The 14,292-nt window shown below is 49.3% G+C and carries 19 protein-coding genes and 1 pseudogene; 8 read left to right on the top strand and 12 right to left on the bottom strand.

What is annotated here, in order from left to right; translation table 11 throughout:
* Positions 1 to 124: 124 nt before the first annotated feature.
* Positions 125 to 553: a type II toxin-antitoxin system VapC family toxin gene (locus tag HRU73_RS02450; RefSeq protein WP_281870975.1), complete on the bottom strand. Its 429-nt coding sequence runs from the start codon at positions 551 to 553 to the stop codon at positions 125 to 127.
* Entirely contained in the window at positions 550 to 804 is a 255-nt protein-coding gene (locus tag HRU73_RS02445) for a FitA-like ribbon-helix-helix domain-containing protein (RefSeq protein WP_287399316.1), read from the bottom strand. Before HRU73_RS02445 ends, HRU73_RS02450 begins: the two co-directional genes overlap by 4 nt.
* Positions 805 to 1,106: 302 nt before the next feature.
* On the opposite strand from HRU73_RS02445, the gene HRU73_RS02440 reads away from it, so the two are divergent.
* From HRU73_RS02440 to HRU73_RS02430, 3 genes are all read left to right on the top strand, one after another.
* Complete coding sequence (locus HRU73_RS02440; RefSeq protein ID WP_281870976.1) at positions 1,107 to 1,274, top strand: hypothetical protein; 168 nt, start codon at positions 1,107 to 1,109, stop codon at positions 1,272 to 1,274.
* A gap of 124 nt (positions 1,275 to 1,398) precedes the next feature.
* Positions 1,399 to 1,647, top strand: coding sequence for a type II toxin-antitoxin system Phd/YefM family antitoxin (locus tag HRU73_RS02435; protein ID WP_011112147.1), 249 nt, complete (start codon positions 1,399 to 1,401; stop codon positions 1,645 to 1,647).
* A complete protein-coding gene (locus HRU73_RS02430; RefSeq protein ID WP_011112148.1) occupies positions 1,637 to 1,933 on the top strand; it encodes a type II toxin-antitoxin system RelE family toxin in 297 nt (98 codons plus the stop codon). Before HRU73_RS02435 ends, HRU73_RS02430 begins: the two co-directional genes overlap by 11 nt.
* Before the next feature lie 439 nt (positions 1,934 to 2,372).
* Here the strand turns inward: HRU73_RS02430 and HRU73_RS02425 are convergent, their stop codons facing one another.
* The 8 genes and pseudogenes from HRU73_RS02425 to HRU73_RS02390 all read right to left on the bottom strand — a co-directional run bounded on the left by HRU73_RS02425 (position 2,373) and on the right by HRU73_RS02390 (position 6,204).
* Positions 2,373 to 2,744, bottom strand: a complete 372-nt coding sequence (locus HRU73_RS02425; RefSeq protein ID WP_287399313.1) for a helix-turn-helix domain-containing protein — start codon at positions 2,742 to 2,744, stop codon at positions 2,373 to 2,375.
* Positions 2,745 to 2,760: 16 nt separating this feature from the next.
* Positions 2,761 to 3,063: a type II toxin-antitoxin system HigB family toxin gene (locus tag HRU73_RS02420; RefSeq protein WP_276677514.1), complete on the bottom strand. Its 303-nt coding sequence runs from the start codon at positions 3,061 to 3,063 to the stop codon at positions 2,761 to 2,763.
* Between the two features lie 371 nt (positions 3,064 to 3,434).
* Positions 3,435 to 3,650 (bottom strand): annotated as a pseudogene (locus HRU73_RS02415) (type II toxin-antitoxin system RelE/ParE family toxin); the annotation flags it as partial.
* Between the two features lie 495 nt (positions 3,651 to 4,145).
* A complete protein-coding gene (locus HRU73_RS02410) occupies positions 4,146 to 4,337 on the bottom strand; it encodes a type II toxin-antitoxin system Phd/YefM family antitoxin (protein ID WP_287399310.1) in 192 nt (63 codons plus the stop codon).
* Positions 4,338 to 4,435: 98 nt separating this feature from the next.
* The gene (locus HRU73_RS02405) at positions 4,436 to 4,843 is read right to left on the bottom strand and encodes a type II toxin-antitoxin system VapC family toxin (RefSeq protein WP_287399308.1); all 408 of its coding nucleotides are present in this window, start codon (positions 4,841 to 4,843) and stop codon (positions 4,436 to 4,438) included.
* Complete coding sequence (locus HRU73_RS02400) at positions 4,840 to 5,085, bottom strand: FitA-like ribbon-helix-helix domain-containing protein (protein ID WP_287399307.1); 246 nt, start codon at positions 5,083 to 5,085, stop codon at positions 4,840 to 4,842. Before HRU73_RS02400 ends, HRU73_RS02405 begins: the two co-directional genes overlap by 4 nt.
* 583 nt (positions 5,086 to 5,668) lie before the next feature.
* Positions 5,669 to 5,965: a type II toxin-antitoxin system RelE/ParE family toxin gene (locus tag HRU73_RS02395; RefSeq protein ID WP_287399305.1), complete on the bottom strand. Its 297-nt coding sequence runs from the start codon at positions 5,963 to 5,965 to the stop codon at positions 5,669 to 5,671.
* Positions 5,962 to 6,204, bottom strand: coding sequence for an addiction module protein (locus HRU73_RS02390; protein ID WP_011112156.1), 243 nt, complete (start codon positions 6,202 to 6,204; stop codon positions 5,962 to 5,964). Before HRU73_RS02390 ends, HRU73_RS02395 begins: the two co-directional genes overlap by 4 nt.
* Positions 6,205 to 6,717: 513 nt before the next feature.
* Here HRU73_RS02390 and HRU73_RS02385 point away from each other — a divergent pair.
* The 5 genes from HRU73_RS02385 to HRU73_RS02365 all read left to right on the top strand — a co-directional run bounded on the left by HRU73_RS02385 (position 6,718) and on the right by HRU73_RS02365 (position 11,168).
* Positions 6,718 to 7,545, top strand: a complete 828-nt coding sequence (locus HRU73_RS02385; RefSeq protein ID WP_287399303.1) for a flagellin domain-containing protein — start codon at positions 6,718 to 6,720, stop codon at positions 7,543 to 7,545.
* Between the two features lie 170 nt (positions 7,546 to 7,715).
* Positions 7,716 to 8,072 (top strand): flagellar protein FlaG, encoded by a 357-nt coding sequence (locus tag HRU73_RS02380; protein ID WP_281870978.1) that lies wholly within the window; start codon positions 7,716 to 7,718, stop codon positions 8,070 to 8,072.
* Between the two features lie 162 nt (positions 8,073 to 8,234).
* The gene (gene fliD, locus HRU73_RS02375) at positions 8,235 to 10,283 is read left to right on the top strand and encodes a flagellar filament capping protein FliD (protein WP_287399301.1); all 2,049 of its coding nucleotides are present in this window, start codon (positions 8,235 to 8,237) and stop codon (positions 10,281 to 10,283) included.
* Positions 10,284 to 10,329: 46 nt separating this feature from the next.
* Positions 10,330 to 10,800, top strand: coding sequence for a flagellar export chaperone FliS (fliS, locus tag HRU73_RS02370; protein ID WP_287399299.1), 471 nt, complete (start codon positions 10,330 to 10,332; stop codon positions 10,798 to 10,800).
* Positions 10,797 to 11,168, top strand: a complete 372-nt coding sequence (locus HRU73_RS02365) for a flagellar protein FliT (RefSeq protein ID WP_276817804.1) — start codon at positions 10,797 to 10,799, stop codon at positions 11,166 to 11,168. The genes fliS and HRU73_RS02365 overlap by 4 nt, the downstream gene beginning before the upstream one ends.
* Before the next feature lie 617 nt (positions 11,169 to 11,785).
* Here HRU73_RS02365 and HRU73_RS02360 read toward each other — a convergent pair.
* Both HRU73_RS02360 and HRU73_RS02355 read right to left on the bottom strand, forming a co-directional pair.
* Positions 11,786 to 13,483, bottom strand: a complete 1,698-nt coding sequence (locus HRU73_RS02360; RefSeq protein WP_287399296.1) for a tetratricopeptide repeat protein — start codon at positions 13,481 to 13,483, stop codon at positions 11,786 to 11,788.
* A gap of 185 nt (positions 13,484 to 13,668) precedes the next feature.
* Positions 13,669 to 14,265, bottom strand: a complete 597-nt coding sequence (locus HRU73_RS02355) for a type II secretion system protein (protein WP_287399294.1) — start codon at positions 14,263 to 14,265, stop codon at positions 13,669 to 13,671.
* Between the last annotated feature and the right edge of the window lie 27 nt (positions 14,266 to 14,292).

The following is a 14,292-nucleotide window of genomic DNA, read 5'->3' as shown; positions in this document are numbered from 1 at the left end:
CTCTATCACAACCTTGCGAAAAACAGCGGTGATTAGCGCTCAGGTAGAGATAAATTCCACGAAACCCGGAATCAATAACACTTGTCAACTTAAAAACAGCTTGATCAGGTATAAAAAAGGGTATTTATGCTTCGGTTTCCCAGGGATTAATTACATTCAAACCTGCAATGTCCTCAAAATCAGCGGTATTACGCGTAGATAAGAGCATTCGATATGCCAGCGCAATCGCAGCGATCTGAGCATCCTCCACGCTGATGGGCCGACCCATTCGGGTCCGTGTAGAAACGATACGCCCATAGTAACTGGCCGCGATTTCATCAAATGGCAGGCAGCGCCCGGCAAAATCCTCATCGAACATTGTCCGGGCGGCCTGGCTTAAACTTTTCTGTCGCTTACTCTCCGGCATCAGTGCCAAGCCTAATTCGATTTCGGCACGGCTAACAGCGTTTGTCCAGATCTCATTGGGCGCCTGCCTGTCCAGCCAAACAACCACTTGAGTAGCGGGTTGCAGACGCATAAATTCAGAAAGCACATTGGTATCGAGCAAAATCATATTGGCTCATCCCAACTCGGCGGAGTGCGCGGCACCTGACGTGCGGGCAAAGCAAACTCTTCGCTTGTTGACTCAGCAAAGCGACTCAGCAAATGCTGGCCAAATGGGAATTGACTACTACCAGCACGAGAAAGCTCCTGCCGAAGGATTCGCCGCACCTCCTCTTCCATTGACACCCCATGCTGCGCCGCACGAATACGCAGCAACCGTTTGGTTACATCGTCCACATTGCGAATGGTCAACGTTGCCATAAGAAATCTCCCAGATTGACATCAATGCTATCATTATCAGCATTGATATCTTAGCTGTCAAACAAGAAAAATGACGGGGAAAACGGAGACAAACCATGGTTATCATTAACGCTAGGCTTATTTTCTTGATTCGCAACCTGACCCTCATCACGCTTTGGTGATCAGAACGGCAACGGCCGGATCAGCTTCCATTACCGCGACAACCGCCCGCCACTACCAGGCCGACGTTCCTATGCCCACACTGCGGCGAACCGATGCAGATGATTTGACAGCGTATTTCACCAACAGCAATCAGACAACAAATGACGAAACTGGCAACAGAAATGACTGTGCACACCTGTCCACTGACAAAAGACGCGCTGACCAGCGCCACGGCCACATTCGGCCGAAAAATGGGAAGAACGTGGGGTAAACCACAGAAATTACCCAGTTATTCAGGTCTGAGTACCGACACCAGCACTCTCCGGTGAAAACGCCAGACCTTCAACCCAACTTCAGGGCGACCACGACATAACCTTAATTGTTATGGCTTTATGAGACCATTTTAAAGTACCATAATTAGTCTTTACTATTCCTGTTCTTTGGATCAAAGCCATGCCAAATAAAATACTTACTGAAATTGCAGCCAGCATATCCGAGCTCAAAGCCAACCCGATGAAGGTAGTAGCCAGCGGTAAAGGCATGCCAATCGCCGTGCTAAACCACAACGAACCCGCCTTTTATTGCGTACCCGCCGCCGCCTATGAAGCAATGATGGAATTGCTCGATGATATCGAGCTGCTAAAAATCGTGAAAGAACGAATGGACGAACCCAGCGTCAAGGTCTCGCTCGATGACCTATAAACTGGAATTCAAAAAATCTGCACTCAAAGAATGGGAAAAACTCGGCCATACCATCAAAGAGCAATTCAAGAAAAAACTCAAAGAACGACTGGAAAATCCTCATGTACATTCAGCAGCTTTGCCTGGGGCCAAAAACATATACAAAATCAAATTGCGCCAACCTGGATACCGCCTCGTATACTCCGTTGAAGATCAAACTATTACGGTAACTGTCATCGCTATCGGCAAACGCGACCGCAATGAAATTTACGATATAGCTTTATCACGATTGCATGACAAATCCTAAGCTATAACGCTGGAATCAAGCCATACAGCGAAGTGAGGTGTGATGCAATAGCGGTTATTTATCAACTATCAACCGCTGTTCATTGCGAAATCCTGCAAGGATGAAGCAATCCAGTGCCTTCGCTACTCTTGTTGCCGATCTGTTTAGACTATTTTCTTGATTCGCGACCTGACCCTGATCACGTTGAAAATATTGGCATGATAATTAATCATACTTTTCAAATTTCACCGGTCAACCTGAAGCAGCCAACGCTGTGCTCTGCGGAAATTTGGGAGCGGCAGCGAGTAAATTTTCCGTAGCAGCGCCTTGCTAGCTGCTGACACTTTCCTATCTGTCCGGTCCCTAATAATTCTTAAGATAGCAAAGAACGTGATAACAAAAACAGAAATTAAAATTCTTATTTATTTATTTAACCTATTGGTCAGAGCACCATAAAAAACTAAATGTGTGTATATGAAGATCGTTTTATTAAAGATTCAGCAGGGATACCCAGCTCATAGTGAAGTCTCTGAATCATTCTGAGTGTCAGGGAACGTTTGCGGTTTAGAACTTCGTATACGCGATTACTTTTTCCAATCATGGGTTCCAGGTCTTTTACAGTCAGGCCTTTCTGTTCCATTTCAAATTTGATGGCTTCAACAGGATCAGGCAGATCAAGTGGGAAATGTTTTTGTTCATAGGCTTCGATCAGTGTTACCAGAATATCCAGTTTGTCACCTTCGGATGTGTTGGGTTCTGCAGTCATAAGCATTTCGACTTCCTTTAGTGCTGTGCGGTAGTCGGTGTCTGTTCTGATTGGTTTGATATCCATGGTCTTCTCCATTGAATCAGATAGTTTGCGCATCGATCCGATCATATTGGGCATGGGTGCCTATAAATCGGATATACACAATTTTATAAGGGTAATTAATCCATACCACCAGCCGATATTTGTTTCCGGCAATATTGAATACCGCCCTGCCATCTTTAAGGATACTGGCATTCTTGAAGTCTGCTTTGACCTCCGCAGGTGATGACCAGTCAGCCTTCAGTGCATGTCTGTGCCATGCAAGCGTTGGTTGAATTGCATCTGCACGAGACGAGTCGTTTTCCCAAAACACCTTCAACGTAGACAGAGCAATTACTCTCATAAAGGAATATTAGTCCCATTATGGGATTTTGACTATTAATTCGATAAAGGAATCCCACACTCATAGATTTCTCTGATCTGCCTCCAATCTTTATGTCTCATCTACTGAGTAATCCAAAGGGAGCGCTGACTTTTCAGGCTTATGTCTTCGCTCGCCGCCCGTTACTCCAGAATCATTTGATGACGACAACCCGAATTATCAGCAAATCAACAAGTCAAAAATCCAGAATCAATAACGCTTGTTATACTTATTTTCTTGATTCGCGACCTGACCTCGATCATGCAGGCAGCGCGGCATAACTGTTCTCATCAGAATGAAGCGGTAAGCCAGTCAGGAAACCGTGGTCTCTCTCCTATTGTTTCCCGCTTTCCTTACGAATGCTTGAGATCGCGATAGAAATTTTCGTGCGGTCCGATTGCTTCGAGATACACCAGATACACAGCCTCATCGATACTGTAGCTGAGCAGATATAATTGATTCTGGCTGTGGAATTTATAGACCAGGAGCTCCGCCAGATCTCCTTTTTTGCGCTCACCTATTGCCGGCCTGGCTGCCACAACCTTAATCGCAGCATTGACATCCCGCGCTACATTATCGTGTCATTTTTGATTTGGGAATGGAATTACTACAAATGTAGAAAGATTGAATCCAGGGGTTAGATTGCTTTGTGCTTTTGGCATATCATGATGACAAAATGGCTGTCCTTGTGAGGAGGCTGCAGACCAACGCAGCAACCCAGTCTCTCATTGCCATTACGAAACGGCGAAGCCGGTGAAGCAATCCAATGCCTTCGTTGTCATCGCCGCTCGCTTAATTCTGATGGGTTGATCCCAAGAGGTGTCTGGCGCGATTCGTCGCAGCCATGATTTGAAGAAACGGATGTATCGGCTACTGCAAACGGAGAGCATGTTCCAAAACCAGCGGCTCGCACCGCCATGGATTCCTTTACTCGCCTGACTCCAGCCGGCTAACGGGTGCCCCCTATTATTACTCAATCTCTTTCTCGTCCCTCACGAACCGCAGAAACGATCTCACGCCGACTCAGATCAAGCGGTACAGCTTCTACCGCCAACGGCGAAGGGCTATCCCCCACCGACTGGATAATAAAGATTCCCATCACGACGCATGATCCGAACCGCACCCTCCTTCTGAGCATTGTCGAGCACTGCAGCAAAATTTTGCCGGGCCTCAGAGAATGAATAGACTTTCATGACCTCAACCTCCAGCGTTTCGATACCCAGTGCCTCGGCATGGACCTTGAGCACCTCATCCAACGTTCTTCCAGGGCGACAGGCGGAGTCATCGCCGCTTGCTTGATCTTGACGGATATCCCCCATTATTTTCAACGATATCGAGGTGATAAACCGGTTTTTTAGCTGCTACATTGACTCGCAGAGAGTGCAAATGCGATATCTGGAAACGTCCTTAGCAATTTACCATCCATCGTTACCAGCTTCGCACCCAGCTTTATTGCCAGTGCAACAAATTCGCAGTCATAAGCTGAGCATTCGCTGTCACGCACCAACTCCAGAATACTGAATGAATTCACTTCATACTCAGCGCCAGCGAGTAAATCCTCTGCCTCACACTGGAGATTATATGCCTGCAAGAATGTCAGGCTCCCGCGCCTGAAATACCCGGCCAGAATGTTTCGAAACTCACTTCGCCACAAAACCGGTGCTACCCAATCAGGATCATGTTCAAACAAGGCTTCTGCAGCGGCGGTGTATTCGCCGGGCAGATAAAAATAAGCCAGTACATTTGAATCCACGACGATCATGGGCGCCCCTGTCTTTTCATAACGTCAATATCGCATGCCTGAAATTTTTCGGAGTTCAGCCCAGCCCGTAACTGACGGGCGCGCTCCAGTCGTTCGCCGGGGGAGATTCTGGTTGGCATGAGCACGGTCTCAAGGCACACAATGATTTCACTGTTGAGGCTGCGGCGGTGCACTTCTGCAGCAACTTTGAGCCGTTCGTACACATCATCCGGAATATTTTTCAGTGTTAAGGTTGTAGGCATGGCGTTTCTAAGTTTTCTAATTGAAATGGAACCATAATGGTTCCATTGTATAGTCAGCCTCCTGCCCGGGCAAGTTATAGGCTAAACCGATGAAATCGGGTAGTAGTGGAAAAGCGGTTGCCCAATGATCTGGCGAAGATTCTGGCGATACTCATACCGTACAAGTATGGATCAAGCGCAATGCGGTCAAATGACTGCTCGATTTCATCCAGAAACCGCGCGCCTAATCGGGATAGGAAGGCACCTTGGATTTTCTCCTCCCACACCACCGGGCATACGGATCACGTACCACGGCGCTTCACATAGTTGGGGTCATACATAAAATCCCCGTCTAGGTGCATCGTATTCCGGCTAAAACACCAAACAGGATGGGCTTTGTGGTTCAATCCGATGATTTGGCGCTTCAGAAAATTGCATGGAGTTGTGATCACTTCGCTCAAATCAAGCAAATCAAGGGGGCAGATCCAGAATCAATAACGCTTGCTGTACTTATTTTCTTGATACCAGACCTGATCCCAACTATGTGCATTCAACAACCGGCTCATAGCGTGGTTTGCTTTGCAGTCATGACATAGCCTTAACGTTATGTTCGACTTTTCCACCGATGCGGATTTCGGCTGCCATGCATTACCGCAACCACGATGATTGTTGCTTTCTTTACTTGAAAATAGATACCAAAAGGAAACCGTCTGATAACTGCGCGTCTTGTACCGCGATGAACATTCGGGTATGCCAGCGGGGTTTCTGCAATATTCGATAACGTTGTCGTCACTTCATCGAGAAATTTGTGACCCAGTCCTTGCCGCTGCTCTTCATACCAAGCCGCCGCATCTGCCAGATCCTGCTCTGCTTCCGGCCGGAGTCGAACTTCACAGGTCACAAATTACGCCGAATTTCTGCGATAGCCTCCAACGCTGATCGGCCTGGGTTTTTATCGACCTCATAGGCGTTTAGACGTCTATCGAGTTCAGCCTTTTGTTCAGTGGTAAGTCGCAGCATCTTTTGATCAGACGCGATGCTATCCCATAAATCCTCAACAAGCTGTATGCGCTCGTCAATTGGCAATTCGGTGAGCTTTCTATTCATCATGATTGCTTTATCCGACTGTAATACTTTCATAAAGAAATGCAGAATAGCGCATAACGTAAATTTATACGATAGTAGTCAGACAACGAAGATGGGACTGGCAACGAAGATATAATCGTGTAAACTCAATCCACTGACAAAGCAGCACGTCCACCGGCGTCAGCATTTCCCGGTAAAGACACCGGACTTTCCGCCCGATTCAGGGAAAATCACAAAAAGCTGTTTCCAGAGAACCCGGAGCCGGGCTTGTTCACCGACCGGTTCATGGCGCAGTTTACTTCGCGCTGCGCGTTCGCAATAACAGTTTTTATCCAAACGCTCAAACAACCGCCAATTTCCCTTTCAGTTCCCGCCTTCATTGTTTAAAAAAGAAAACCTGTTTTTCCTGCTTATTTTGCTAAACCTTTCCCCGGGTTGTCCGTTTACTGCTCTCAACGGCGGTTGAAAATTCTGCAAACACTGAAAGCAGATCAGAGCCGGAAAACGTCGGTGGCACAGGCGCCACAACACTTTAAAAAGTAGTACCACTCTGAAGGAGAAACTGAAATGCCACAAGTTATCAATACCAACATTGCGTCACTCAATGCACAACGTAACCTGAATGTATCCCAGAACTCATTGAGCACCGCCTTGCAGCGTTTATCCAGCGGCTTGCGCATCAACAGCGCCAAGGATGATGCTGCCGGGCTCGCGATTTCCGAGCGTATGACCTCACAAATCCGGGGTATGAACCAGGCTGCGCGTAATGCCAATGATGGTATTTCACTGGCACAAACGGCCGAAGGTGCACTGGTCGAAATTGGCAATAACTTACAGCGTATTCGCGAGCTGGCAGTGCAATCGGCTAATGCCACCAATTCAGAAGATGATCGTGAAGCGCTACAAAAAGAAGTCACCCAGTTGATTGATGAAATTCAACGCGTGGGTGAGCAGACCAGTTTTAACGGTACCAAGCTGCTGGATGGCTCCTTCGCAAGTCAGATATTCCAGGTAGGAGCCAATGAAGGTGAAACTATCGATTTTACCGATATAGCTGATGTTACAGCGAGCGGATTAAGTGTCGATAGCGTTGATATTACTGGTACTGATGGTACTGCTGCTGCGACTGTAATTACAACCATAGATGACGCCCTCAAAATCGTCAATAGCACTCGTGCAGATTTGGGTGCTATCCAGAATCGTTTTAGTTCTGCAATAGCCAATCTGCAAACTTCAGCTGAAAATCTGTCTGCTTCCCGCAGCCGGATTCAGGACGCAGACTTCGCTGCTGAAACCGCCGCACTGACCCGTGCGCAGATTCTGCAGCAAGCGGGTGTGGCGATGCTGTCACAAGCCAATGCATTGCCGAACAATGTGTTGTCGCTGTTGAGATAAGCACTGCGTTCGTCATCGCGAGGAGTAACATGACGTGGCGATCCAGCTTCGGGTAACTGACTGGATTGCCACGGCGGCTTACAACCGCCTTGCAAAGGCGGTACCCCTCGTCATCGCGATGACAAGTCAGCCAGGCAAAAACTGATCAGGTAGATTAAAAGGAGATTGACATGAATATCAACGCAGTAACTGCTGAACTATTTCAGGCTACAGCACCCGTTCAGCCGGCAACGCCTGCTGCCCGGACAGGAGAGCGCGAGATGGTGCCTGTTGCCCAGCCTCCGGCTGAAACCAGCGACATCAAACCGGAACAGGTGAAAGAAGCGGTAAATCAGATTCAGCAGTTCACACAAGCGTTAACACAGAATCTGAAGTTTTCCATTGATGAGGACACTGGCAAAACCGTGGTCAAGATTGTTGATGCGCAAACACAGGAAGTCATTCGGCAGATGCCTTCGGAAGAAGCAATCAAGATTGCCAGCGCGCTGGGAAAGATACAGGGATTGTTGTTCAACGGCCAGGCCTGAGAAAGTGCTGCAAAATTGTTGCAACTCGCGCCGCTCTCCAGAGCTTTTCCGGTTATTTGATTATTTTCACACTATTTCTCAAAGTTCACCGCTGTCCAGCCGTAAACAGAAACAACAGGTAATAAATAATTTCACCCACAGACAGGGAAGAGGAAACACATCATGATTTCAGCACCGGGAATCGGCTCAGGACTGGATGTCAGCGGAATCATCAGTAAACTGATGGAGATCGAGCAGCAGCCACTGACGCAGCTCAACACCAAGGAAGCAAAACAGCAGGCGCAGCTCTCTGCCTTTGGCAGCCTGAAAAGCGTGCTCTCAACGTTTCAGGACAGTGTGAAGGCGCTGGCCAAACCTGCACTGTTCAATGGCTACAAAGCCACGCTGGCAGATACGACTGCAGCCACGGTAAGCACTTCTTCGAGTGCTGCGGCCGGCACGCACGACATCGAAGTGCAATCGCTGGCGCAAGCGCAGAAAATCAAGTCAGAAGCATTTGCTACCACCGATACCGTAATCGGCAGCGGCACACTTACGATCGAATTCGGCACGTATAACGAAGATGGCACGTTTACCGCCAATGCGGAGAAAGCAGCCAAAACCATCACGATCGACCCGGCCAAATCAACCCTGGCAGATATTCGCAGTGCCATCAATGAAGCGAATGCGGGAGTGACGGCCAGTATCGTCAACGATGGCAGCGGCAACCGGCTGGTGATTTCTTCCAAAGATAGCGGGTTGGCCAATGCGCTGAAGATCAGCGTGGACGATACCGATGGCAATCACACCGATAACGCCGGGTTATCGAAGCTGGCGTTTGATGCTTCGACTGGCGGCGTCAGCAACATGACCGAAACCGTAGCAGCCAGAAATGCAGTCATGGTGATCGACGGCATTACAGTGACGAAGTCATCCAATACCATCAACGATGCGCTGGAAGGGGTGACGTTCAACCTGCTCAAGGCCAACCCTGGCACAACGACCACGCTGACAGTGGAGAAGGACAAAAGCAGCGTTGAGGCAGCAGTCAATGCGTTTGTAAAAGCGTACAACGATCTGGAAAAAACGATCGGCAATCTTTCCCGTTACGATGCGGCCAACAAGCAGGCATCGGTGCTGACCGGAGATTCCACCGTGCGCATGATACAAAACCGGATGCGCGCCATGCTGAACGGCAATCAATCCGCTGCCGGCGGAATCAACTCGCTGTCCGAACTGGGTATCAGCTTTCAGAAGGATGGCACACTGGCGTTGGATAACAACAAACTGAGCGCCGTGCTGAATAATCCGGACAAAAATATTGCAGCATTTTTTGGTGACATACCCGGAGCCACCACTACTTCGTCCACCACCAGTCAAGCAGTCAATGTCAGCGACAGCCTGATCTCGATTATCAACCAGCCGCCCACCTTCACACCGGGCAGCCTGGCAGTGAATATCAGCCAGCTTGCCACACAAGGCAGTGCGACTGGAAGCAAGGTAGCCGAGCTGAGCATTAATTCAATCCTATTTCCCAATAATGTGCTAAATCTAATAATCGATGGCGTCAGCGCCAATATCACATTAGCCAGTGGGAACTATACAGCTGTAACACTCGCCGCAGAAATCCAGTCGAAGATCAACAATAACACTACCTTCTCCAATGCCGGTGTTTCGGTTGCGGTAACACAGAATGCAGGCAAGCTGAGTATTACTTCCAGTCGTTACGGATCAGCTTCCAGTGTTCAGATCACCGGTGGAAATGGCAAGGACAATATTTTTGGAACACCCGCGCAGACAGCAGGCCAGAATGTGGCTGGCACGATCGGCGGCCAGGCTGCCACGGGTTCCGGCAAGGAGCTGAGCAGTAACGGCCTGACACTGAAAATAGATGGCGGCAGCACGGGTAACCGGGGAACCGTGGATTTCGTGGAAACCACTACCACCACTTCGTCCACTGCACCATCGACCCCTGGGTTCATCACCCAGCTGGATCAGTTGATCACAGGGATGACTCGCAGCGATGGCCTGATCAGCAGCCGCATGGATGGCATCAACAGTACGATCAAAGGAATCGGCAAACAGCGTGAAGCGTTGGAATTCCGGCTGGAAAGTGTGGAAAAACGCCTGCGCGCGCAGTTCACCGCGCTGGATACGATGATTGCCAGCATGAACCAGACCAGTAACTATTTGCAGCAACAACTGGCGAATCTGCCAAAGATCGGTGAATAAATAGCCGATAGCGTAACTGCACACTCATTTCTGAAAAGGAGAACTCATGTTTACTGAATCCCCCAGCCGCGCGATCAGCAGTTATCAGCGAGTGGGCGTCGAATCCGGCGTGGTATCCGCCGATCCGCACAAACTGATTCTGATGCTGTTCGAAGGCGCGCGCCAGGCATTGGACTGCAGCCTGCTGTATATACAGCAGAACAGGATTGCCGCCAAAGGGGAAATGATTTCCAAAGCGATCATGATCATCGACCATGGCCTCAAAGCCAGTCTCGACAAAACAGCCGGCGGAGAACTGGCCAACCGGCTGGAACAGCTGTATGACTACATGACCGCCCGGCTGCTTACGGCCAATCTGCAGAACGATGCCGTGATCATCGAGGAAATCAACTGCCTGCTGGGCGAGCTGCATGAAGCGTGGGCATCGATTGGGAATCAGCCTGCCGGAAAAACAGATGTACAGACAGCAGTCAAAAATACGATCGAGGATACGGCCGGTACAGGTGCAATGGCATGAAGCCCGACACCTCATCCGGATATTCACCCGAAGACAATAAAAACGGTATGCAGATCATCGCCACGTATGAAGCCATACTGGCAATCACTGACCAGATGCTGCAAGCGGCAAAAAACAGCGACTGGGACAAGCTGGTAGCATTGGAACAGGATTGTAAACGCCTGACCACCTGGCTGATGGAACAGCACACTTACGAGCAACTGAGCGAAGAACAGAAGAAAAAAAAGATCAGCCTCATCCACGGCATACTGGAACGTGATGCCGAAATCCGTGCCATTACCGAACCCTGGATGGCACAACTGCAAAACAAACTGACCAGCTACGGCCACAAACGAAAACTGGGACAGACTTATCAAACTGATTCGTAAAACCGGATCACCACGTTTCGCAACACAGCGCTTATCACTGTCACTCTATGCTTGAACACTCATCTGAATAAACATATTTTAGTCGAGGAAGAGAAGGGATAGAGGCCGGTTCCATCTTTGACTATTGAGGCTGTTCGCAATGTGGATCACCCTTCCCTGCGATTACATGTATCAAGCGGCAAACTTCAGGGGATATATGCAATTTCAATTAATCTTTCTTATCGGATTACACTGGAATTCCTGATCGAGGATAAGCAAATTATCCCGATCAATATTGGAAACCACGATATTGTTTATTAACTTGCGAATGAGATGGCCCGGTAATTTCCGAGAGACCTGAATCATTCTTTTGTTAATGGTTTGAACAAATAGATAAGCGGTTAGAATCGTTAGCCCTTTGTATCGATCGCTTTATGGTCTGCTCATTTGCCGCCACGCTGATGGTAAGGGGACTGGTTGTGGCCGCTATCCGGTTTTTACCCTGATTCTGAAACGCCTGGCGACGTTCACAAAAACGGCAGTAGCGGTGCGGTTGGTTGTATCAGCAATCGAGCGGCTAAGAAACCTCTGCAAAACATTGCCATCACTGCGTTTTTCAGAAGTTCCCTAACTGCTGCCTATTTCATGAACCGCCTGACAGTATCCAGCAGCAGTTCATTTTCAGGATGTTCTTCCAGCGCTGACTGCCAGATTTTTTCGGCATCTTCCTTTGCACCGTTCATCCAGAGCAATTCGCCGTAGTGTGCTGCAATTTCAGGATCGGAGCGAGCGTCGAAGGCAAGTTTCAGGTAATTGACTCCTTTTTTCAGATCACCCATACGGTAATAAACCCAACCAAGGCTGTCCATGATGTAGGGATCATCGGGAGAAAGTTCGATGGCTTTCTGGATCAGTGCCAATGCTTCCGGCAGTTGCAGACCACGCTCAGCCAGGCTGTAGCCCAACGCATTATAGGCATGGGCGTTATCCGGTCTCAACTCGATCAGTTTGCGCAAATCCCGTTCCAGTACATCCAGCTTGCCGATCTTGTCAGCCATCAGTGCCCGGTCGTACAACAGTTCGACCTGATCCGGATACTTTCTGAGATAAGCATCCAGCAGATCATACGCGCCACGAAACTCGCCACTATCCCGCAGCAGCTGTGCTTCAGACATCAGCAACTGTGTACGCTGCTGTTCATTTTCAACCTGAACGGTTTTCAGATATCTTCTGGCAGCGGCTATTCCATCCCGCTTTGCCAGCAAGAAAGCATAGCGCACCCGGGCAGCGATATAACGTTCCCCACCCGTCACCCTGAGGTAGGCATCCATTGCTTCAGCATTGTGCTGTGCAATTTCATGGATACGCCCCAGATTGAAATGAATCGTGTTGGTGTCCTCAAACCCGAGTTGCAGGGCACGTTTGAAATACTTTTCTGCACTCCCCAGGTCATCCAGCTCGGCAGATAAAAGGCCGATCGCCAGCGCAATATCAGGGTTGGAGGGGTTTACCTGCTCCAGTTTCTGGAACTGCTCACGCCCCCGGTCAAATTCTCTCTCCTCCATGAGCATGCGGATATAGGCAATCCGTATATCATTGGCTCTGGGAAATCGGTCGAGATACTGATCGTAAAAAGACAATGCCTTGTCTTTATCAATTTTCTGCAGAATCTGCCCCTGATGCACGGCGGCCATTTCCCATTCCGGCCGTAATTCGAGCGCCTGATTCATGGCTTTTGCCGCAAGTTTGAATTCATTGGCAGACCATGCAGCCTGGGATACAGCAAAATGGGCTTCCGGCAAATCAGGGTAGGATGCCGCAAGCTGCTGCACCAGTTTCAGCACGGCTTCTCTGTCTGGATGATGAGACAGGAGTTTGTTGATCTGCATGAACGCTTTATCGACAGTTTCCGGCTCCAGCTTCAACAACTGTTCAACGTGGGGACGGACATTATCGAGCTGACCGTTCGCAACGAACAGCGCTACTGCCGCCTGGCGCGCATGCATGGAATCAGGCTCCAGTGCTACCCATAAATCGATGGCTTCTTTTGCCTCCCCGAAATGACGCGTCCGCAGTGCGATATCAGTCGCATGTTCAGCGATCCTCGGGTTGCGTGTTTCTCTTGCCAGCCGGATGAAACTTTCCACTGCAACGTCTGGCATATTTCGCTGCAGGGCCGTTTCTCCCATCAGAAAATCAAAGAGGGAATCAGCAGTCAGTTCCGTGGCGGGTGCTGCACCGGCGGAAGCTGCGGAACCATGAGCAATGGCATCCCCCGTTCTGGGGAGTTGGGTACATCCCGCCATGCTCAGCAATAATGCTAACTGTATCGTCAAAATAACTTTCATTTCGTATGGCCTTCGGCAACCTTTTATCTGTACTGAGACTTCCAAACAACAAATCCGGTTCTTATGTTAGTTACTAATTACGGCATATCCACTGATTTCAAGATATTTCACTCGAGTAAGTCCGGAAAAACCTCTGCACTCATTCGCTATTCTTTCCTCTTTCCAGATTTTCTTTAAAACGCATCATTGCCGGTTGGCGGAGATAGATTCGGAGCAGGCTGGTTTTGTGGAGGCGGATTAAATCCAGTACCCGGCAATCCCGGCATCGGCGTATCGCCCTGCATGTTTCCCCGACCTTCCGCCTGCTGTTTTTCCTGCCCTCCTGCAGTACTGGCAGCATGGACAAATTTCCAACCCTGATAATTCCCGGCCTTTTCAAAAGCAATGTAATCTGCCGGAAAATTGGCACGCTTGATCGGCACGCCAGTCGAAAGACTGTAGACACCGGTAATCCCGCCGTCCTGCTGCCTGACCAGCCCCCAGTTGTAGCTGTTCGTCATCGGATCGGGGTAAATTCTTCTGAGATGCCGTTTCACTACCAGAGAACGCTCATCCTTGAGCAACTGTTCAAGAGATGCCGGGTAGCGGCTGGCACCCGCCTCCCCCGCTCTCCCCGACACTTGAGAATCGTTATAGTAGGACTCGATCGCCCGCCGGAACTGGTCACCGGCGAACAGCAGTTCCAGCTCCTTTTCCCGTTTGACTTCTGTCTGCCAGATCAACCCGGCGGCAGCCAGCATCACGCCCGCAAGCATAACAGCAAACAGCATCCAGATATAAATATATCCCCGTTCTTG

It is taken from the genome of Nitrosomonas sp. H1_AOB3 (assembly GCF_015709435.1).
GTDB lineage: Bacteria > Pseudomonadota > Gammaproteobacteria > Burkholderiales > Nitrosomonadaceae > Nitrosomonas > Nitrosomonas europaea.
Note: the sequence above shows the minus strand (reverse complement) of the source record. Positions and strands in the feature narration are given on the sequence as shown.